This window comes from Aeromonas sp. 1805, assembly GCF_013085525.1.
Classification (GTDB): Bacteria; Pseudomonadota; Gammaproteobacteria; order Enterobacterales; family Aeromonadaceae; genus Aeromonas; species Aeromonas hydrophila.
The window spans coordinates 2,694,551-2,709,532 of the sequence record NZ_CP038515.1; the positions used below are offsets into that span (position 1 = coordinate 2,694,551).

10 protein-coding genes, 1 tRNA gene and 1 pseudogene are annotated in these 14,982 nt (G+C 53.4%); 7 read left to right on the forward strand and 5 right to left on the reverse strand.

All coding sequences use genetic code 11. The annotated features are described in order from the left end of the window. The first annotated feature begins 56 nt into the window (after positions 1-56). Together E5E96_RS12755 and galE are read left to right on the forward strand one after the other, a co-directional pair. Positions 57-1,076 carry a hybrid-cluster NAD(P)-dependent oxidoreductase gene (locus E5E96_RS12755; protein WP_171282306.1) on the forward strand — a complete coding sequence of 340 codons (1,020 nt, stop codon included), beginning with the start codon at positions 57-59 and terminating at the stop codon, positions 1,074-1,076. An 84-nt stretch (positions 1,077-1,160) separates the two neighbouring features. Continuing rightward, entirely contained in the window at positions 1,161-2,186 is a 1,026-nt protein-coding gene (gene galE, locus E5E96_RS12760) for a UDP-glucose 4-epimerase GalE (RefSeq protein WP_171282307.1), read from the forward strand. A 175-nt stretch (positions 2,187-2,361) separates the two neighbouring features. On the opposite strand, the gene E5E96_RS12765 is transcribed toward galE, so the two are convergent. Next, on the reverse strand, positions 2,362-3,111 hold the full coding sequence (locus tag E5E96_RS12765; RefSeq protein WP_011705041.1) for a DsbA family protein: 750 nt from the start codon (positions 3,109-3,111) through the stop codon (positions 2,362-2,364). A 198-nt stretch (positions 3,112-3,309) separates the two neighbouring features. Here E5E96_RS12765 and E5E96_RS12770 point away from each other — a divergent pair. Further along, positions 3,310-3,397 (forward strand) — tRNA-Ser (locus E5E96_RS12770). A 306-nt stretch (positions 3,398-3,703) separates the two neighbouring features. Here E5E96_RS12770 and E5E96_RS12775 read toward each other — a convergent pair. From E5E96_RS12775 to E5E96_RS12790, 4 genes and pseudogenes are all read right to left on the reverse strand, one after another. After that, positions 3,704-4,618 carry an HNH endonuclease gene (locus E5E96_RS12775; RefSeq protein WP_171282308.1) on the reverse strand — a complete coding sequence of 305 codons (915 nt, stop codon included), beginning with the start codon at positions 4,616-4,618 and terminating at the stop codon, positions 3,704-3,706. Between the two features lie 73 nt (positions 4,619-4,691). Next, a complete protein-coding gene (locus E5E96_RS12780; RefSeq protein WP_171282309.1) occupies positions 4,692-7,361 on the reverse strand; it encodes an AAA family ATPase in 2,670 nt (889 codons plus the stop codon). 208 nt (positions 7,362-7,569) lie between these two features. Then, positions 7,570-7,866 (reverse strand): annotated as a pseudogene (locus E5E96_RS12785) (type IV toxin-antitoxin system YeeU family antitoxin). Positions 7,867-8,349: 483 nt separating this feature from the next. Then, on the reverse strand, positions 8,350-9,210 hold the full coding sequence (locus E5E96_RS12790) for a WYL domain-containing protein (RefSeq protein ID WP_253264627.1): 861 nt from the start codon (positions 9,208-9,210) through the stop codon (positions 8,350-8,352). Between the two features lie 298 nt (positions 9,211-9,508). Here E5E96_RS12790 and E5E96_RS12795 point away from each other — a divergent pair, with 298 nt between their 5' ends. Genes E5E96_RS12795 through E5E96_RS12810 form a run of 4 tightly spaced genes read left to right on the forward strand, consistent with a single transcriptional unit; the run spans position 9,509 to position 14,923 of the window. After that, entirely contained in the window at positions 9,509-10,699 is a 1,191-nt protein-coding gene (locus E5E96_RS12795) for a hypothetical protein (protein ID WP_253264628.1), read from the forward strand. Then, positions 10,696-11,289, forward strand: coding sequence for a hypothetical protein (locus E5E96_RS12800; protein ID WP_171282312.1), 594 nt, complete (start codon positions 10,696-10,698; stop codon positions 11,287-11,289). Before E5E96_RS12795 ends, E5E96_RS12800 begins: the two co-directional genes overlap by 4 nt. Beyond that, entirely contained in the window at positions 11,286-14,051 is a 2,766-nt protein-coding gene (locus E5E96_RS12805; RefSeq protein WP_171282313.1) for a hypothetical protein, read from the forward strand. Before E5E96_RS12800 ends, E5E96_RS12805 begins: the two co-directional genes overlap by 4 nt. Then, complete coding sequence (locus tag E5E96_RS12810; protein WP_171282314.1) at positions 14,048-14,923, forward strand: hypothetical protein; 876 nt, start codon at positions 14,048-14,050, stop codon at positions 14,921-14,923. Before E5E96_RS12805 ends, E5E96_RS12810 begins: the two co-directional genes overlap by 4 nt. The last annotated feature ends 59 nt before the right edge of the window (positions 14,924-14,982 follow it).

Below are 14,982 nucleotides of genomic sequence, written 5' to 3' on the forward strand. Positions count from 1 at the left end.
GCTCGCCTTTTTTTAACGACACCTTTCCAACATTTTTCAGCAAGAGGAGCCTTGCGATGACCTCCACCTCTCTCACCCTCAGGTGCATCGGCCGCCGGGCGGATACCCACGACGTGGTGAGCTGGCAGTTCGTGCTGCAGACGGGCAGCCTGCCCGCCGTGCTGGCCGGCCAGTGCGTGACGCTGCACACCGAGATTGACGGCAAGCCCCACTGCCGTGCCTATACCCTCTCTTCCAGCCCGCAGGATGGCTGCTGGCAGGTCACCATCAAGGATGTCGGACTGGTCTCCCACCATCTGCACCAGACTCTGCAAGTGGGGGACGAGATCCGGGTGGATGGCCCCTTCGGCGACTTCAACCTGACTGCCTTGCCCTGCGAGCGGCCGCTGCTCTTGAGTGCCGGCTCCGGCATCACCCCCATGTGGGCCATGCTGCGTGACGAGCTGGCCAAACGGCCGGACGCCGACATCCGCTTCATTCACAGTGCCCGCTCGCCGGAGGATGTGATCTTCGCAGACGATTTGGCTGCGCTGGCCGCTGCTCATTCCGGCGTGCGCCACGCTTTAGTGCTGGAGAAAGTAGGGGATGAGGCGCCAACGGCTTATCCCTGGGTTGGCCGGCTCACACCGGACATGTTGAAGGAACTGGCGCCAGATTTGCTCGCACGCCACGTCTATCTGTGCGGGCCAGCCCCCTACATGACAGCAGTCTGCACCATGCTGGCGGAGCTGGGCCTGCCGGCAGCGCAGTTGCACCAGGAGTCGTTCGGTCTGCCTGCTGGAGCATCGAGTGCGGCGCCAGTTGCGGCCGGCAGCGACCACTTCTGGCTGACCCTCAAAAAGAGCGGCAAGAAGGTGAAGATCCTGCCGGGTCAGACCCTGCTGGCGGCGCTGGAGGGGGCGGGGGAAACCATGATGGCGGCCTGCCGTGCCGGGGTGTGTGGGGCCTGTCGCTGTACCACGGAAGGTGAAATCGAGCGCCAGAGCGTGATGACCCTGAGTGCACAGGATCTCGAGCGCGGGGTGGCACTGGCCTGTTCCTGCACCGCCAGCGGGGATGTCAGCGTCGACTATTGAGGGGGCCATGAGCATCCCGCTCTTTTCGCAGCGGGGCCGGGCGGGTAGACTCAGCTCCAGTTTCAGTCGAACGCGGGATACAAAATGACAATTCTGGTCACAGGGGGCGCCGGCTATATCGGCTCCCATACCCTGGTTGAACTCTTGAACGTCGGGCAGCAGGTCGTGGTGCTGGACAACCTCTCCAACTCCTCCCCCGAATCTCTCAAACGGGTCGAGCGGATCACCGGCAAGCCGGTCATCTTCGTCGAAGGGGATGTGCTGGACCGGGTCTGCCTGCAACAGCTGTTTGCCGCCCACCAGATCGAGTCGGTGATCCATTTCGCCGGGCTCAAGGCCGTCGGCGAGTCGAGCCAGATCCCGCTCACCTACTACCAGAACAACATCACCGGCACCCTGGTGCTGTGCGAAGAGATGGCCAGGGCCGGGGTGTTCCGGCTGGTATTCAGCTCCTCGGCCACCGTTTACGGCGATCCGGCCTCGGTACCGCTGCGGGAAGATTTCCCCACCAGCGCGACCAACCCTTATGGCCGCTCCAAGCTGATGGTCGAAGAGATCCTGCGCGATCTCGCCAAGTCCGATCCCCGCTGGGCCATCGTGCTGCTGCGCTACTTCAACCCGGTTGGTGCCCACGAGAGCGGCCTCATCGGGGAAGATCCCAACGGTATTCCCAACAACCTGCTGCCCTATATCAGTCAGGTCGGTGTGGGCAAGCTCAAGGAGCTGGGGGTGTTTGGCAACGACTACCCGACGCCGGACGGTACCGGGGTGCGCGATTACATTCACGTGGTGGATCTCGCCATCGGTCACCTGAAAGCGCTGGCACGCATCGCGTCGGATACCGGGGTCTTTACCTACAACCTGGGTACCGGTCAGGGTTACTCGGTGCTGGAGATGATCAAGGCATTTGAAGCGGCCAGCGGTCGCACCATTCCCTACCAGATCAAGCCCCGTCGCCCCGGCGACATCGCCGAGTGCTGGGCCGAGCCGCACAAGGCCCGTGCCGAGCTGGGCTGGCAGGCCGAGCGTGGTCTGGAGCGGATGATGGTGGATACCTGGCGCTGGCAAAGCCAGAACCCGAACGGTTATGGCCCTGCTGCGAAGGCGTGATCAAGGGTCATGCGCTGCTCAGGAACCTCATTTATTCATATAAACTCGGGTCCCTGCGCTGCTCTTCAGCCTTGCGGACAGCTTCTCGCGACGGCCCATCAGGCCTGATGGTTTGCAGCTTGAATAGCAAAACGCCCCGGCATGCCGGGGCGTTTTTTTATGTGCCGGAGCGGGATTACTGAATGCTCTTGCCGGCGCGCACATCCTTGATGAAGCCTTTCAGGCTGGCCAGATCGCGCGGTGCGCCGCGCAGGATCTGATCGCCGATGATGAAGGCCGGTGTGCCCGAGATGCTCATGGCTTCGGCCAGCGCCCGGTTGGTGCCGAGATTCTGATCGATGCTGCCATCCTTGATCTTGGCTTCAACCTTACTCCAGTTGACGCCGGCTGCTTCCGCCAGCTGCTTCACCTGTGCCTCGTCGGCCAGCGGGCCCTGATGGGCGTACAGCTTCTCGTGGAAGGCCTGGTACTTGTCGGGCTGACCCAGCTGTACCGCCAGGGCAGCGCGGGCGGCGAAGTAGGAGGTCTCGCTCAGGATCGGGAACTGCTTGTAGATGTAGCGAATGTCCTTGTCTTCCGCCAGCAGCTGCTTGATCAGCGGGTGGGCGCGTTTGCAGTAGCCGCAGTTGTAGTCGAAGAACTCGACCACGGTCAGGCTGCCCTTGGGATTGCCGCTCTCCGGATCCTGGTTGCTATAGAGCTGCTTGGCGTGTGCCTTGATCAACGTCTTGTCGCTCTCGGCCTGCTGGCTCTCCTGCTTGGCGCGCAGGGCGTTGGACATCTCGACCAGGATCTCCGGGTTCTTGACCAGATAGTCGCGCACTATCTGTTCCACGTCGCTCTTGGTCAGTTCGCTCGCCTGAACCGGCGCCGCAAGCAGGGTGGCACCCGTCAGGGCGCAAAGCAGGGCATGTTTGATTTTCATAAGTCCATCTTGCTGGGGATTTCGTGATGCTGACTATAGTGGGTGAGTCTGTTTTCAAGTCAAGTTATCTGGTTGAAAAAGCGCTGGTTATGCTCAAATTGGCGGCTTTGTGCGTCATTTAGCCCAATAAATCGGCAAACGAGCAGTGAGGGGATTTACAAGGGCAATCGCCATGGGTAATATTCGCCGCACTGTCGCGGAGGGGTGGCAGAGCGGCTGAATGCACCGGTCTTGAAAACCGGCGATGGGCGACCATCCGTGGGTTCAAATCCCACCTCCTCCGCCATCTATATAGCCCAACTGATTGATCAGGTTGGGCTTTTTTGTATCTGTGGTTTTTGGTATGCCACTAGGTATGCCATTTGATGTTGGCTGGCATGCTTTCTTGTTGAACTGCTTTGGACTGATTACAGTAGCCCCCCCCTCGAACCGCAAAACCTTCTCACCACGAGCAGTACTTGCTATCGATTATTGAACATGATTGAAATAGGCTTATGTTGAGCTCCAAATGCCCCCCGCGTTACCCATAACCTTTACAGGAAGGATTTGTACTCTTTTAAGAATACACTAGTTGATATATGTGGAATTGACTCTAGTGCCGATGTTCCTGCGACGCTATTGCAGCCCTTAGTTCATCTACTGAATACGGAGGGCTTCTTCGATGGATGACATGGTGGCACGTCGCACAGAGGGGGATCAGGTCACTGATGGGGTCGACCTCATAGGTTTCGCCAATGGCTGATATTGGTGTGAGATGGTGAACGTGGATAAGATCAGCACCTATCGGGCCATACTTCGCTTCGTACACTAGTCCACACGCCTGACACTTGGCGCCATAGTGTTCAATGCAGCGTCTGCGAGCTTTTTCGTTTCTTTCATAGCGTGTCAGCAATATTTCTTGGGACGCACCCTCTTCCAGTTTCGACGTTTGCTCAGTCTTTCTCGTTGATTGTATTTGAGCGTGAGTTGGAGGCTGTACCTCGAGCACAAACTCTCCCTCCACTCCTGTAACCTTCGCTTTCCAAACCCCCCATTCCCCAATGGTTAAACTGGATTTAGGAGGATTGTTGTGAAGCTGTGACGACATCTGTCCAGTGGCAGGATCACACCACATCTCTTCTATGTCAGTGTTGCGTTCATGGAGATACCAAGCTGGCCATTCGCCCAACTGTCCTATCCACGATTCGCCTCTCGCATAACTCCTACGGGCAAGTGCAAGACATTCTTCTGCCATAGGGATGGCAATTGAAATTGTGAATGGGGGAGTCGGTTGTTCTGGTGGTGGTGTTAGGTAGACATAGTTTTTGGCTTTTTTGACAAGCGTCCAGCCTCGCCGGGGAAGAATGATACTCAGCGTGAGCGATGCCGAAAATCTATAGGTTGTCGGCCCATACTTTTTGGGTGCCTTGCCGCTAGGCTTGATCTCGACGTTCTGAACTAGCCACCCGGGAGGGTTATGGCTTCGAGCGGCGGCTTCATCCAACTCAAACTCCTTGTTCTCGTTCATGCTTATTTTCCTTGTTCGTAAGCCCTACCCAAGGAGAGCGGAAAGGGTTGTACACAACACTACAAGTAATTCGCTAGCGGCCAGCGCGAAGGTCAAGGCGGTCAAGTTCCTCGAGCGTTTGGACTACGGTCTCGACAAGCTCACCGTCAAAATCATCACGTTCGGCCTCCTCATGGGTGCCTTTGTTGAGATAGGTCCACACAAGATTAGTGACGGGTATTCCTAGAATCTGACCATAGGCGCTCAATAATTGGTTTTTGTTAACATGGTCGAAGGTATGTGCATCGCGCAACTTTTTGACCAACGCCTCGCAAAGATTCCTTAGGCTTGGTTCGGCACCGACACCAGCAAGGAGGAGATTCAGCAGACCTTGACCATGGCTGCCCAGCCACCGCCAAGTTTTCTCTGACAGCATCTCCAGAGCTTGGCGCGATGCCGCCAATGCTTCTCTATCATTAAGCGCTTCCCGTGCAGCTCGGGCCTTGGCGATATAATTCGCGCTGGGAATGTTGCCAGTAACTCTGGGCTGATAGTTACCATCGTGGTGGCGGAACAAATAGACTTGGCATGCACCCCGTCTCTGGACAGGAAGGTGTTGTTGGATGTCTTTGATGAACTCATTACTGTGACATGTCACGATCAACTGAGTTTGTGCGAAGTAGTCACTTTCAAATATGGCTTCGCGAATACCGCCTCTATGGTCATGATCAATTGCATTGATTGCGTCATCAAAGACGATGACCGGGCACTCAATGCTTTTTGCCTTGGCCATAAGGATCGCCAATCCGAGGCATCGAATATGGCCTTCGCTAAGGACATGCAATGCATCAACACGAGCATCAGGATTGCCACGGAAGCTTATTTCAATCTTCCCATCACCGGATAATGGTAAATACAATGCGGAGAGCTTATCGTCATCTCGATCATTGCGATTGAACGCGTTGTAGAGCTCTTTAGCAGCGTCGTTTAAGCCAGCCATTAAGTGTTGTGGAAGCTGATCTCTATATGACCGTAACTCTTCTAGGAAGCGGTCATATACAGCCTTGAAGGGGGTGTCTCGCGTTATGTCTAACTTCTCTTGCTCTGCTTGAGTAATGAGGTCTGAATTTGTTTCGTCAAATGTTTTGATACGGTTACTTGCGGCTTCAACGTTGTCTTTCAATTGTTGTCGTTTGAGATCCTGTGCCTGAACTTTCAGTTGGAACTCGCTAAGCCGCCTACGCTCAGCAACGTGCGGCTGCCGGTCTTGCTGAGCCTGCCGCGATTCATCGTCTTGTGCAGCAGCTCGATCGACGATGGCAAGTATCTCGTCCAACGATGGAACATGTGCTTCAGTTGCGACCGCGTGTGGGTAAATGACTGACCACCAACGGCCTGCGGGCTCCCCAGACAACTGCGCCAGCCAGCGACCGACCGTGGTATCTTCCTCAGCCTGCGTGGCGAGAAATACTGCGATTGGGCTGAACATCTGGCGTAGTTCGCGAGACACTTGTCCGAGTGTCGCTTCTGCGTTTTGTTGCTGATCTTGTAGGGCTCCCAGCTCCTCTAGTTGCTTCAAGCCAATCGTCGCTTTCTGGTAAGGATTTGTTGCTACGTGGGGTTGACCATCGAGCGGAGTGTCACATGCCGGGCAGCGCTCTCCGACGGTATCCCGGAGAGCGAGCACGGAGTCATAAAGTGCTTTGAATGACACTTGGTCGCTCTTGGCATGAAGAGCGATGATGATGGCATCGAGTGCCTCGCTGCATTGCTGAGCCCTTTCCAACATGCCCAAGAGACCCCTGCGGGTTACGCCGAGCACATTTGATGGAACAGCTTCAAGAATGCCGTCAAGCTCTTGCAGTCGACCAGGAACTTCAGTGGTACCTATTAGGTTCTTGAGATCCTCGTAGGTAGTGTCAGTAGCGTACTCTCTCGCTAACGCAGCTTCTTCTTCGGAAAGCACCAAGTGAGATGCTACCTCCCCCTCAACTGTCGCACGGTCTGCTGCTAATGCATTGCGGCGTGCAGCTAAGGTATTTTGCCGCTCGCCGATCAATATGAGTTGCCCGTCAATCGACTCATTGAAGTGGCCAACAAACTCATTGAACTGATCCATGCCGAATAGGGTGGCAATCAGTTCTGCTCGTTGGGAGTTGGGTCGCGCGGCGATTCTTGAGAATGCATCGATGCGGTTCTTTTCAATAAAACAGAAGCGGTAGGTGTCGAGATTGGCAACTACATCGACCTCTCGTTCGTGCTGATCTATGGCTTTCAGAACCGGTGGGGCGAATCGCCTGTCGTGGATATTGGCAAGATAGGTCCGTGCAGCAATGCGCTTGTTGCCAGCCTCTTCGACATCTCCGAGTAAGGTGTACTCCAACGCTTCGCACAAACTGGTCTTACCACTACCATTAGGGCCGTAGAAAAGGGTGATCTGCTTTGAAAGATCGAACGGCTCTGCTACTCGAAACCCTCGGAATGGACCTAGTGTCAGATGCCGAAGTTTGGTCCATGGCCACGAGTTGGCATCTGCTTCTTCGGTTGCTGCTGCTGGTGCTGTAGCGACTGTGTTCGCAAGCTCTCGACGCATAAGTCCAACGAGGCTGGCGGAACGCTGACTTCGTTGGCGTGAGGTTCCTTCAATGGTGTCGATATTAGCCAATACAAGAGAGGCTAAGCGGCGCACATCTATAGGGATTTGTTTCTCTGGGCGATAAATCCATCGAACAAAGCTCTCGAAGTCCTGTCTTACAGATGCCATTTATCCTCCATTATATAGTGTGGCTATCTATGCTTAGCCAACCATACTTGGAAATTTGAACTTATTGTATCTAGTTTCCGCCGAAATATGAGATGAGGAGAGTGCCGTTGTGTATTCTTGGGTGTGAATGGGAAAGTCCACACAACCACCAGAACTGATGATTTTGGTCCGGTTGTAACTCGGGATCCGCAACACGGTAAATTGTGATCTATACGTAGCCATGGCTGACGAGGCTGACGAGGCTGACGAGGCTGACGAGCGTACCGGCTTCACAGGTGAACTCGCCGTGCTGGATGGTAATGTAGTGCTTGCGACGAGGATCTAACTCTCCGATTAACAGCGTTCCTTCTAATTCCTCAATGATGGTGGGGGAGGTGGCTTCCGGCTAGTCTATTGCCTCCTCTTCCCACTTGCCTACCACTGAGGGCTGATCTGACAGAAAGTGCAGGCAATGATGCCCCTGAATAAAACGAGCAGCAAAGCGTGGGGTGACAGTATGGGGCAAGCCCCACTTCGCAAAAATCTGGATTGTCTGGTCAGATGCTTTGGAAGGCGTGTCAGGCTTACCAGTCGTTCCCAGTAAAGCCGGGAGATATTGATGTAGTTGGGATGGCTCACGGTGATGGTCACTTGATGTCCGGGTTGCCAGCGGCCAAACAGGTGTGCTTTGGCCATCTTGAATGGTAGTTATGCTGGGACAGGTAATGGCTGCCAGTTGCGTAGGTGCAGCTTGTTAAGCTCGGGGGCATAGCAATGCACCTCGAACCCAGTGATAAAGCGGGTCATGAGAAACTGCTACGACGATATAAAGGGCCAGCTTGAGAGGGCTGGCCCTTTATATCGTGAGGCTGGGGGGCTGTTGACCGCTACCGGTTTAACTGACAACTCAGCGTGCGGGGTGCAGAGCAGTTCCTGCACAATAAGTTTCACTCAACAATCATGCCGTATTACGCTCGCAGCACTCTAGAATTACTCGCCCCCCAATCTCTTAACCCTTGATCAAATCGGCACTCTTGAGTTTGAAGATGCATCCCTTGGTAATCAACTCGTCTCGGTTTGCCAGCACTAGTGGGTAGAGCAGGGGTTGGCCCTTGTGCTCGCCGTGATAACTCACCTGTAGTCGCTCTAGGGCGTAGTGCATCAGGGGGATACGCTGGCGGATCAATAACTTGTCATCCGTCATGGCGTAGTCGCTGGAGATGATAGCCTGTTTTCCCTTGCTCAGGCAGGGATTAGGGGTGACCACTGCAGTGACTTGGGTATTCCACTCCAGATCTTGATCCCGACCGTGAGAGGAGGCATCCAGTAGATCGGGTTCCCCTCGAAAACGGCTCATCACGAAATCCAGATACTCCCCTTTCTTCTCACAATAGGCCCGCACGTGCCAGCGGATCCCGTCATACACCAGGGTGTGAGGCACGATATTACGGCCACTTTGTTCCTCAGAACTGAGCGACACATAATCGATATCTACACGAAACTGGCCGCGAGCTGCTTGTACCAACTCCCGGACAATCTTGGGGTCGATATGGCGGTTAGGCACATCCAGGATCTCGATATGCCCATAACGCAGATCCATCAGCGGTAGGGTTAACAGGCCAGCTTCGTGTTGGCGTTGGTGCTGCTTTTCACGGTGTAACAGCATCAGGTATTCATCCACCTTGCCCTCACTGAAACGTGGCAAAAACTGGTCGGTGGGTTTGTATCCCTTCAGGCTCCGGTCATAGACCAACCCTTCAGGGGCGTACTCGTTTAGATAGAGGTTGATATCTTTCGAGGCTTGCTGGCGGCCGATGCTGAAGGCTGTCATCAGATGATTGGTGGTGAGCCGTCCTTCCCACTGCAACACGATTTCCAGCAAGCGAAAACGTAGGGTCTGATCCCAGGTGAGTTCTTTGGGGGCATATGTGCTCCAAAATGCGACATGTGTATGTAACCAGTATCGGCATGACTGTCCAGGCTACATATACTGACCCAGTTGTAAGTGTGTGCCAAAGGAGAATGTACGCCTTATGTGGTACCTGCTTGTTTTCATTGATACAAGAATGATTTTTGTTGAACTGTCAGGATAAATCGAAATGGCTACACCTAAGGGCTTAGTGCTCCAGCTGTACAAACACTGGGAGGTCGTAGAGGAGTTAGCTCGTATGTCCCGGGAATGGCCAGCTTTTGATGAGCAGACCATTCTCGGCATTATCAGTAAGCTTCAATATGCTCCTGATGGAGAGCCAGATAAGGCGGCAGAAGTGTTACGTGCATTGTGTAAAAGTGACGTACTGCAATGTTTGAAACGTACAGAAACACTGCAAGTTAACCCTGTAGTGCTGGAGTTTGTTCGAAGCCTTACCCGTGAACATGAGCTGGGCCTTTCGTCCGTGCTAAAAGCCAGGGTTGATGGAATTAAGCAGGCGATTATGCAGACCTCGGAAGGGATGGATCCATTCAATCATGAGCTGATTCGTCAAGGGGCTGCTCATCTGTCAGATCTGTTTCGCCAAATCGGACTGCAATTGGATGTTGACCGCCATGCCATCATGGATTTGGCTGAGCAAGCTAAATCCAGTGATTCGGCTCAGCCGATACAGTACCGCTATCGGGCGGTTCTCGAGGCATATGACCAGTATGTTGAGCCGATGAACGAGATGATGGACTCCGGGCTATCAGGCACTTTCTATCCCTATCTGGAGCAAGCAGAAAAGGTGCTGGATAAGGCGGTCGAAACCATGCACATCCAAGGCGGGCTCTATTCTCACCAATTGCAACTGCGCCAGGTTGCTTATCAAGCCAAGGAGCTGCAGCGATTTGGGCGTATTGTGGCACAGCAATGTGCCAGTACCTTATTACCTCTGCGGGAGGAGCTGAGGGAGCATAACAGCTTGTCGGCTGCGGTCAGCTATCTGCTAGGGCAGGTGCGTAAGCGGGGCTTAATGAGAGGACTTTCTTCACGTAAAGCATCGGAGGGCTTACCAGTTTGGCGGCAGGAACGTCCTAGGCGGGCAACTGTTGGATATGAGATCCGGCAACTGATGGCGGAAGCCCTGGCTTACACACCTCAGTTGATCGCTTTTCCGGATGAGGTGACATTCGATGAATATTCGCTGGATGCAGTAGATGAAGACGCGCTCAAGCTGCACCTTTCAGCAAGCATGCCGGTGGAAAACCTGCTGATCTGGCTGCAGCAACACTACGGGGAACATACTGATGCCACCTTACTGCGGCTTTATCACGAATTAGTCAGAGAGCCGAGCTGGAAAGCCAGCCATCACCGAGACAGTACCAAAACCGATCTGCAAACAGTGCAGGTCCAATATTACCCCCATCGGATAGAACCATCATGAATGCCTTCATCTCTCAATTGGAATCGCTCACAGCATTGAGCGATCTGTTTCGTCTGTTCAACAGTGGCAAGCACCTCAATCGCGTAGCCGAACCAGCTCTTTGGGCAGAGCTGGAGCGTGAGCAGGATAGTTATCAGGCTCTGTTTTCCGCGCTGGGATTTGATCTGCGGATCGCACAGCGAGGTTACGCCTGGTTTCACACTGATGAGGCGAATAATGCGGTTAACAAGACGAGCAGCCAGTTCGCTTTGCTATTCATGTGCCTGTTCAACACCCAAGCAGATGTGGGGCAACCATTATCACGCTTTGGTGACTGGCGTATCGACAAGCCGTTGATAGCCGAAGTGTATGAGCAACATCAGGAGTTGTTGAAGGCCGAAGGCCTTGATCTGGATAGATTCACCGGTTTGTTAGAGAGTGCCACCAGGTTGGGATTCGTCCTGGCGCACAACGGGTATTGGCAGCTACTACCAGCCGTTAATCGCTACCTGGAACACTTCGAGTCCCTGATGTCTATGCAAGACGGTATTTTCGAGATGCAAACGTCGGAGGGAGATGACCAGCCAGAGGATGAGGAGGAATATGTATGATCCAGTACGGGTTTGAGCACTTGGTGCTCTTGGGCAGTGCCGGTTATCAGCGAGCTGAACTTCCACTCGATGCCTCTGTATCCCTCATCGCGCCAAATAACACCGGCAAAACCAGCCTTATCAATGCACTGCAGTTTCTCTTGATCATAGATCAACGGGCCATGGATTTTGGTGCCCACGACCGCGAGAAATCTAGGCGCTTTTACTTTCCCAACAACAGCTCTTACATCCTTTTACAAGCTTGTCTGCCCCAGACCGGCACCGTAGTGCTGGGCTGTGTTGGTAAGGGGGTAAGTCACGATTACCAGTATTTTGCCTACAAAGGGGAGCTAGAACTGGACGATTATCGTTTGGAGGATGGCAATCTGGTGGCGGAGCCGCAACTGGTGAGCCATCTGGCCAGTCGCCAACGGTTGGTGACTATCTACAAACACCCCAGCGAATTTCGAGACGCCCTCTATGGCAGCAGAAAGAAGCGTTCAGATAGCGAACCCGATTTCACCCTATTCCATCTCGAGCATCAGTCCGACGCCGACGCCTATCGTCGGGTACTGACACAAACCTTGCGGCTAGACAAACTCACCTCCGGTCATGTCAAAAAATATCTGCTCGAGATATTCAAGCGGGACTTGACTGATGCTGCCATTGATTTCAAGCAGGAGTGGGAAAAGGCTTTTAGCGAGGTTAATAGTGAGCGAGCTCAATATCAGGCCGCATTGGAACAAGCCAAACGGATTGAGGAGCTGGCTGAACGGGTTGAGACTCGACTTGCTATCAGGGGCAAGATTGTCGCGTGGCGTTCCAAAATAGAAGAGGGCCTGCAACAGTGGCAGACCTATTATCAGCGCAGACTCGAGGAGTTGGCGGACAATGTGCGCCAACACAAGGAAGAGCAGGGGCAGCAGCAAAGCCGAGATAGGGAGCTTACTCTGGCGGATAACGCAAAGAAGCAAGAGCGTAATGTGCTTGCTGGACAAGATGAACAACAAAATGCACTGGGACGACGTTTCACTTTGTACTCTGGCAGAGGTCAACTCGAGACACAGTTGACCTCGCTGCAGGTGCTCCTGGAAAAGCAAATCACCCTACTTGGCCAGGCCAAAGGCCGTAGCGTGAAGGCCATCAAACTTGACCTGGAGCAACGGCAAGCAGGGTGCCAGAGTCTGAGGGAGCAGAAGAAAACGTTAGCAGATAATCTGTATCGACGATTATCCAGCCAACTGTCCGAGCCAGAGTTATCGCGACTTAATCGGGTATTGCAGTCAGGGGTCATGGGGTTAGGGCCTCAGTCGTTTGATTTAGATGTGTCACGACTACAAAAACAGTTGGCGCAATCTCCTGCAGATGCCCTGGAGCTGGCCGGTTTGCGGGTGAGCCTGGCCGGGTTATCCCCCCAGTTTCAGCAAATGAGTGAAGTCGAGCTGGATGAACGGATCCGCGACACAGAGAGGGAGATAGCCAGTTTACTGGAGCAGCTACAGGTTGCTGAGAAATGGGATGAAGCAGAAGCGTATAAGCAACAGCTTGAACAGGATAAAAAGCAACTGGAACAAGAGTTGGCGGAGTTCGATACCTGGCAGAAATTACTGGCACAAAGCGATGAAAGAACCGCGCAGATAGCGGTTCTCAACGCCGATCTGGATCTGCTCAAGGCCCAGTTAGATGCATCGGTAGAGAGGGGGGAGCAGCTACAGAATAAGATTAATGCACTTACACAGGAGCAGGATAAGTTGGCTTGGAGGCACACCCGGATTGAGGCCGAACGAAGTAGGCGAGAGGATCTGGGCCCGATGTTTAGCAACCTGAAAGATCGGCCCCACCATCCTTGGTTAGGGGAACCTGAATGGACGTTGGACCATTTGGATGAACGATTGCAGAATTATCAGGCGGATTGTAGACAGCTGCAGGAGTTGCACAGAACGCTGCAGCTAGGGTTGCAGTCGTTGCATGCAGGTGGACTGACCAAGTTCCAATTCAGCGAGGGTGATGATGTCGAGTGGGCTAAGATCCTAGATTTTCATCGAATTTTGCCAAAAGAGAAAGAAGCGCTAGAAAAACGCGCCCGTAGTGCGGTGATCAGTGTGGTGGCCTGTCTCAAGCAGCTCAAGCAGGGACTTGAGGCGTTTAAAGGACGAATGCGTGACTTCAATCGGCTGATCAGCCAACGCCAGCTGTCTGACCTCAAGGTATTCAAAATCGAAGCACGGGACGATATCGAATTAGTGAAAGCCATCGATACGTTGCTCAGTACAGCAGCGCAAGTGGATAGCGGTGAGAGCTTTGACCTGTTCAATCAGCAAAGCATTCTGGATAACGATGATGTGGAGCGCGCCAAAAAGTACCTGTTCGATGTTGGTAACAGACAGCAGGGGCTAAGGGTAGAAGACCTGTTTGGTCTGGAGTTTGTCATCGGCAAGCAGGACATGTCAGAAGAATCGTTTGAGGATATAGACAGTGCAGCATCTCACGGTACTGTGTTGATGGCTAAGTTGGTAACGGGTCTAGCCATGCTCTATTTGATGCAGCATAAGGCTAAGAAGATCCGTACTGTCTGCTATCTGGACGAAGCATTGGCTTTGGATTCCCGCAATCAGAAGAGTCTGATCGATATCGCGGAGCAATTCGGTTTTGCGCTGATCTGCGCCTCTCCCGCACCACTGGCTACAGCTCGTTACTGCGTCCCCATCCACCACAGAAACGGTAAAAATCATATCAATCGGCAAAGCTGGCAGATTTTATTGCCTCGGGGGTTGAACTCATGAGTAGAGCTCTTATTGCCGCGCTAAAAAAGCTGCGGCAATCGCCAGGAAGTTGTCTTCCGAGTTCACAACTGACTGCGAGCCAACGGCGAGCCTTGGAGGGTTTTGGCCAAGCAACTGGCAGCGTTGTGATGAAGTCCAAGGGAAGTGGGGTCGTTTTTGAAGTGATTCTACCAATCGTGGTGGAACATCAGTGGCGGCAACTGGTGCCAGTCGAGCAAGATGATCTCAATGCCAACTTGCCCAGCAGAGCCCGTAACATTGCCAGTACCCGCAATAGTAAAGGGGCCGAGCATAGCCATAGCATCTCCTACTTGTTGTTGAAGGCGGGAGGTGGCCAGGTCAGCTGGCAGAATGATCATAATCACCAGCTTAATTTGCGCGAAAGCACAGATAACTTTGGGGCTGCCGTATTGGCAATTCACTCCGACAACTCATGGTGCACATCTCATCCCCTGTGGTTTGTAGAAAACCAAGCGTTGTTTGACCGACTGGATTGGTTACCTTCGAACGATCCATGCAGCGTGGCTTATTACAGTGGGCAACTGCCCAACAGTGTGATCGACTGGTTGTCAGAATGTCAGCGAGCCCCTGAGATCTGGTTTTTCCCTGATTATGATGGTGTTGGGTTGCTCAACTATGCTCGCATACGGGCAAGGTTAGGCAGTGCCATACACATGTGGCTGATGCCGGATTGGCAAAACCTTTTATCTGAATTTGGTTGTGAGTTACTTTGGCAGGATACCCAACGCGAGTTCAAGATTATGCGGGGACATGCCGCCTTCGGTGACTTTGAGATGCCAGTAAAGCAACTTATTCAATTCATGCAAAGGGAAGGTAAGGCCTTGGAGCAGGAGTCCGTATGGTTGTTATAACCATGTTGAGCATCATGCGGGGTGACCTATGGATTGATAACAGGCTTGTAATTGAGTCT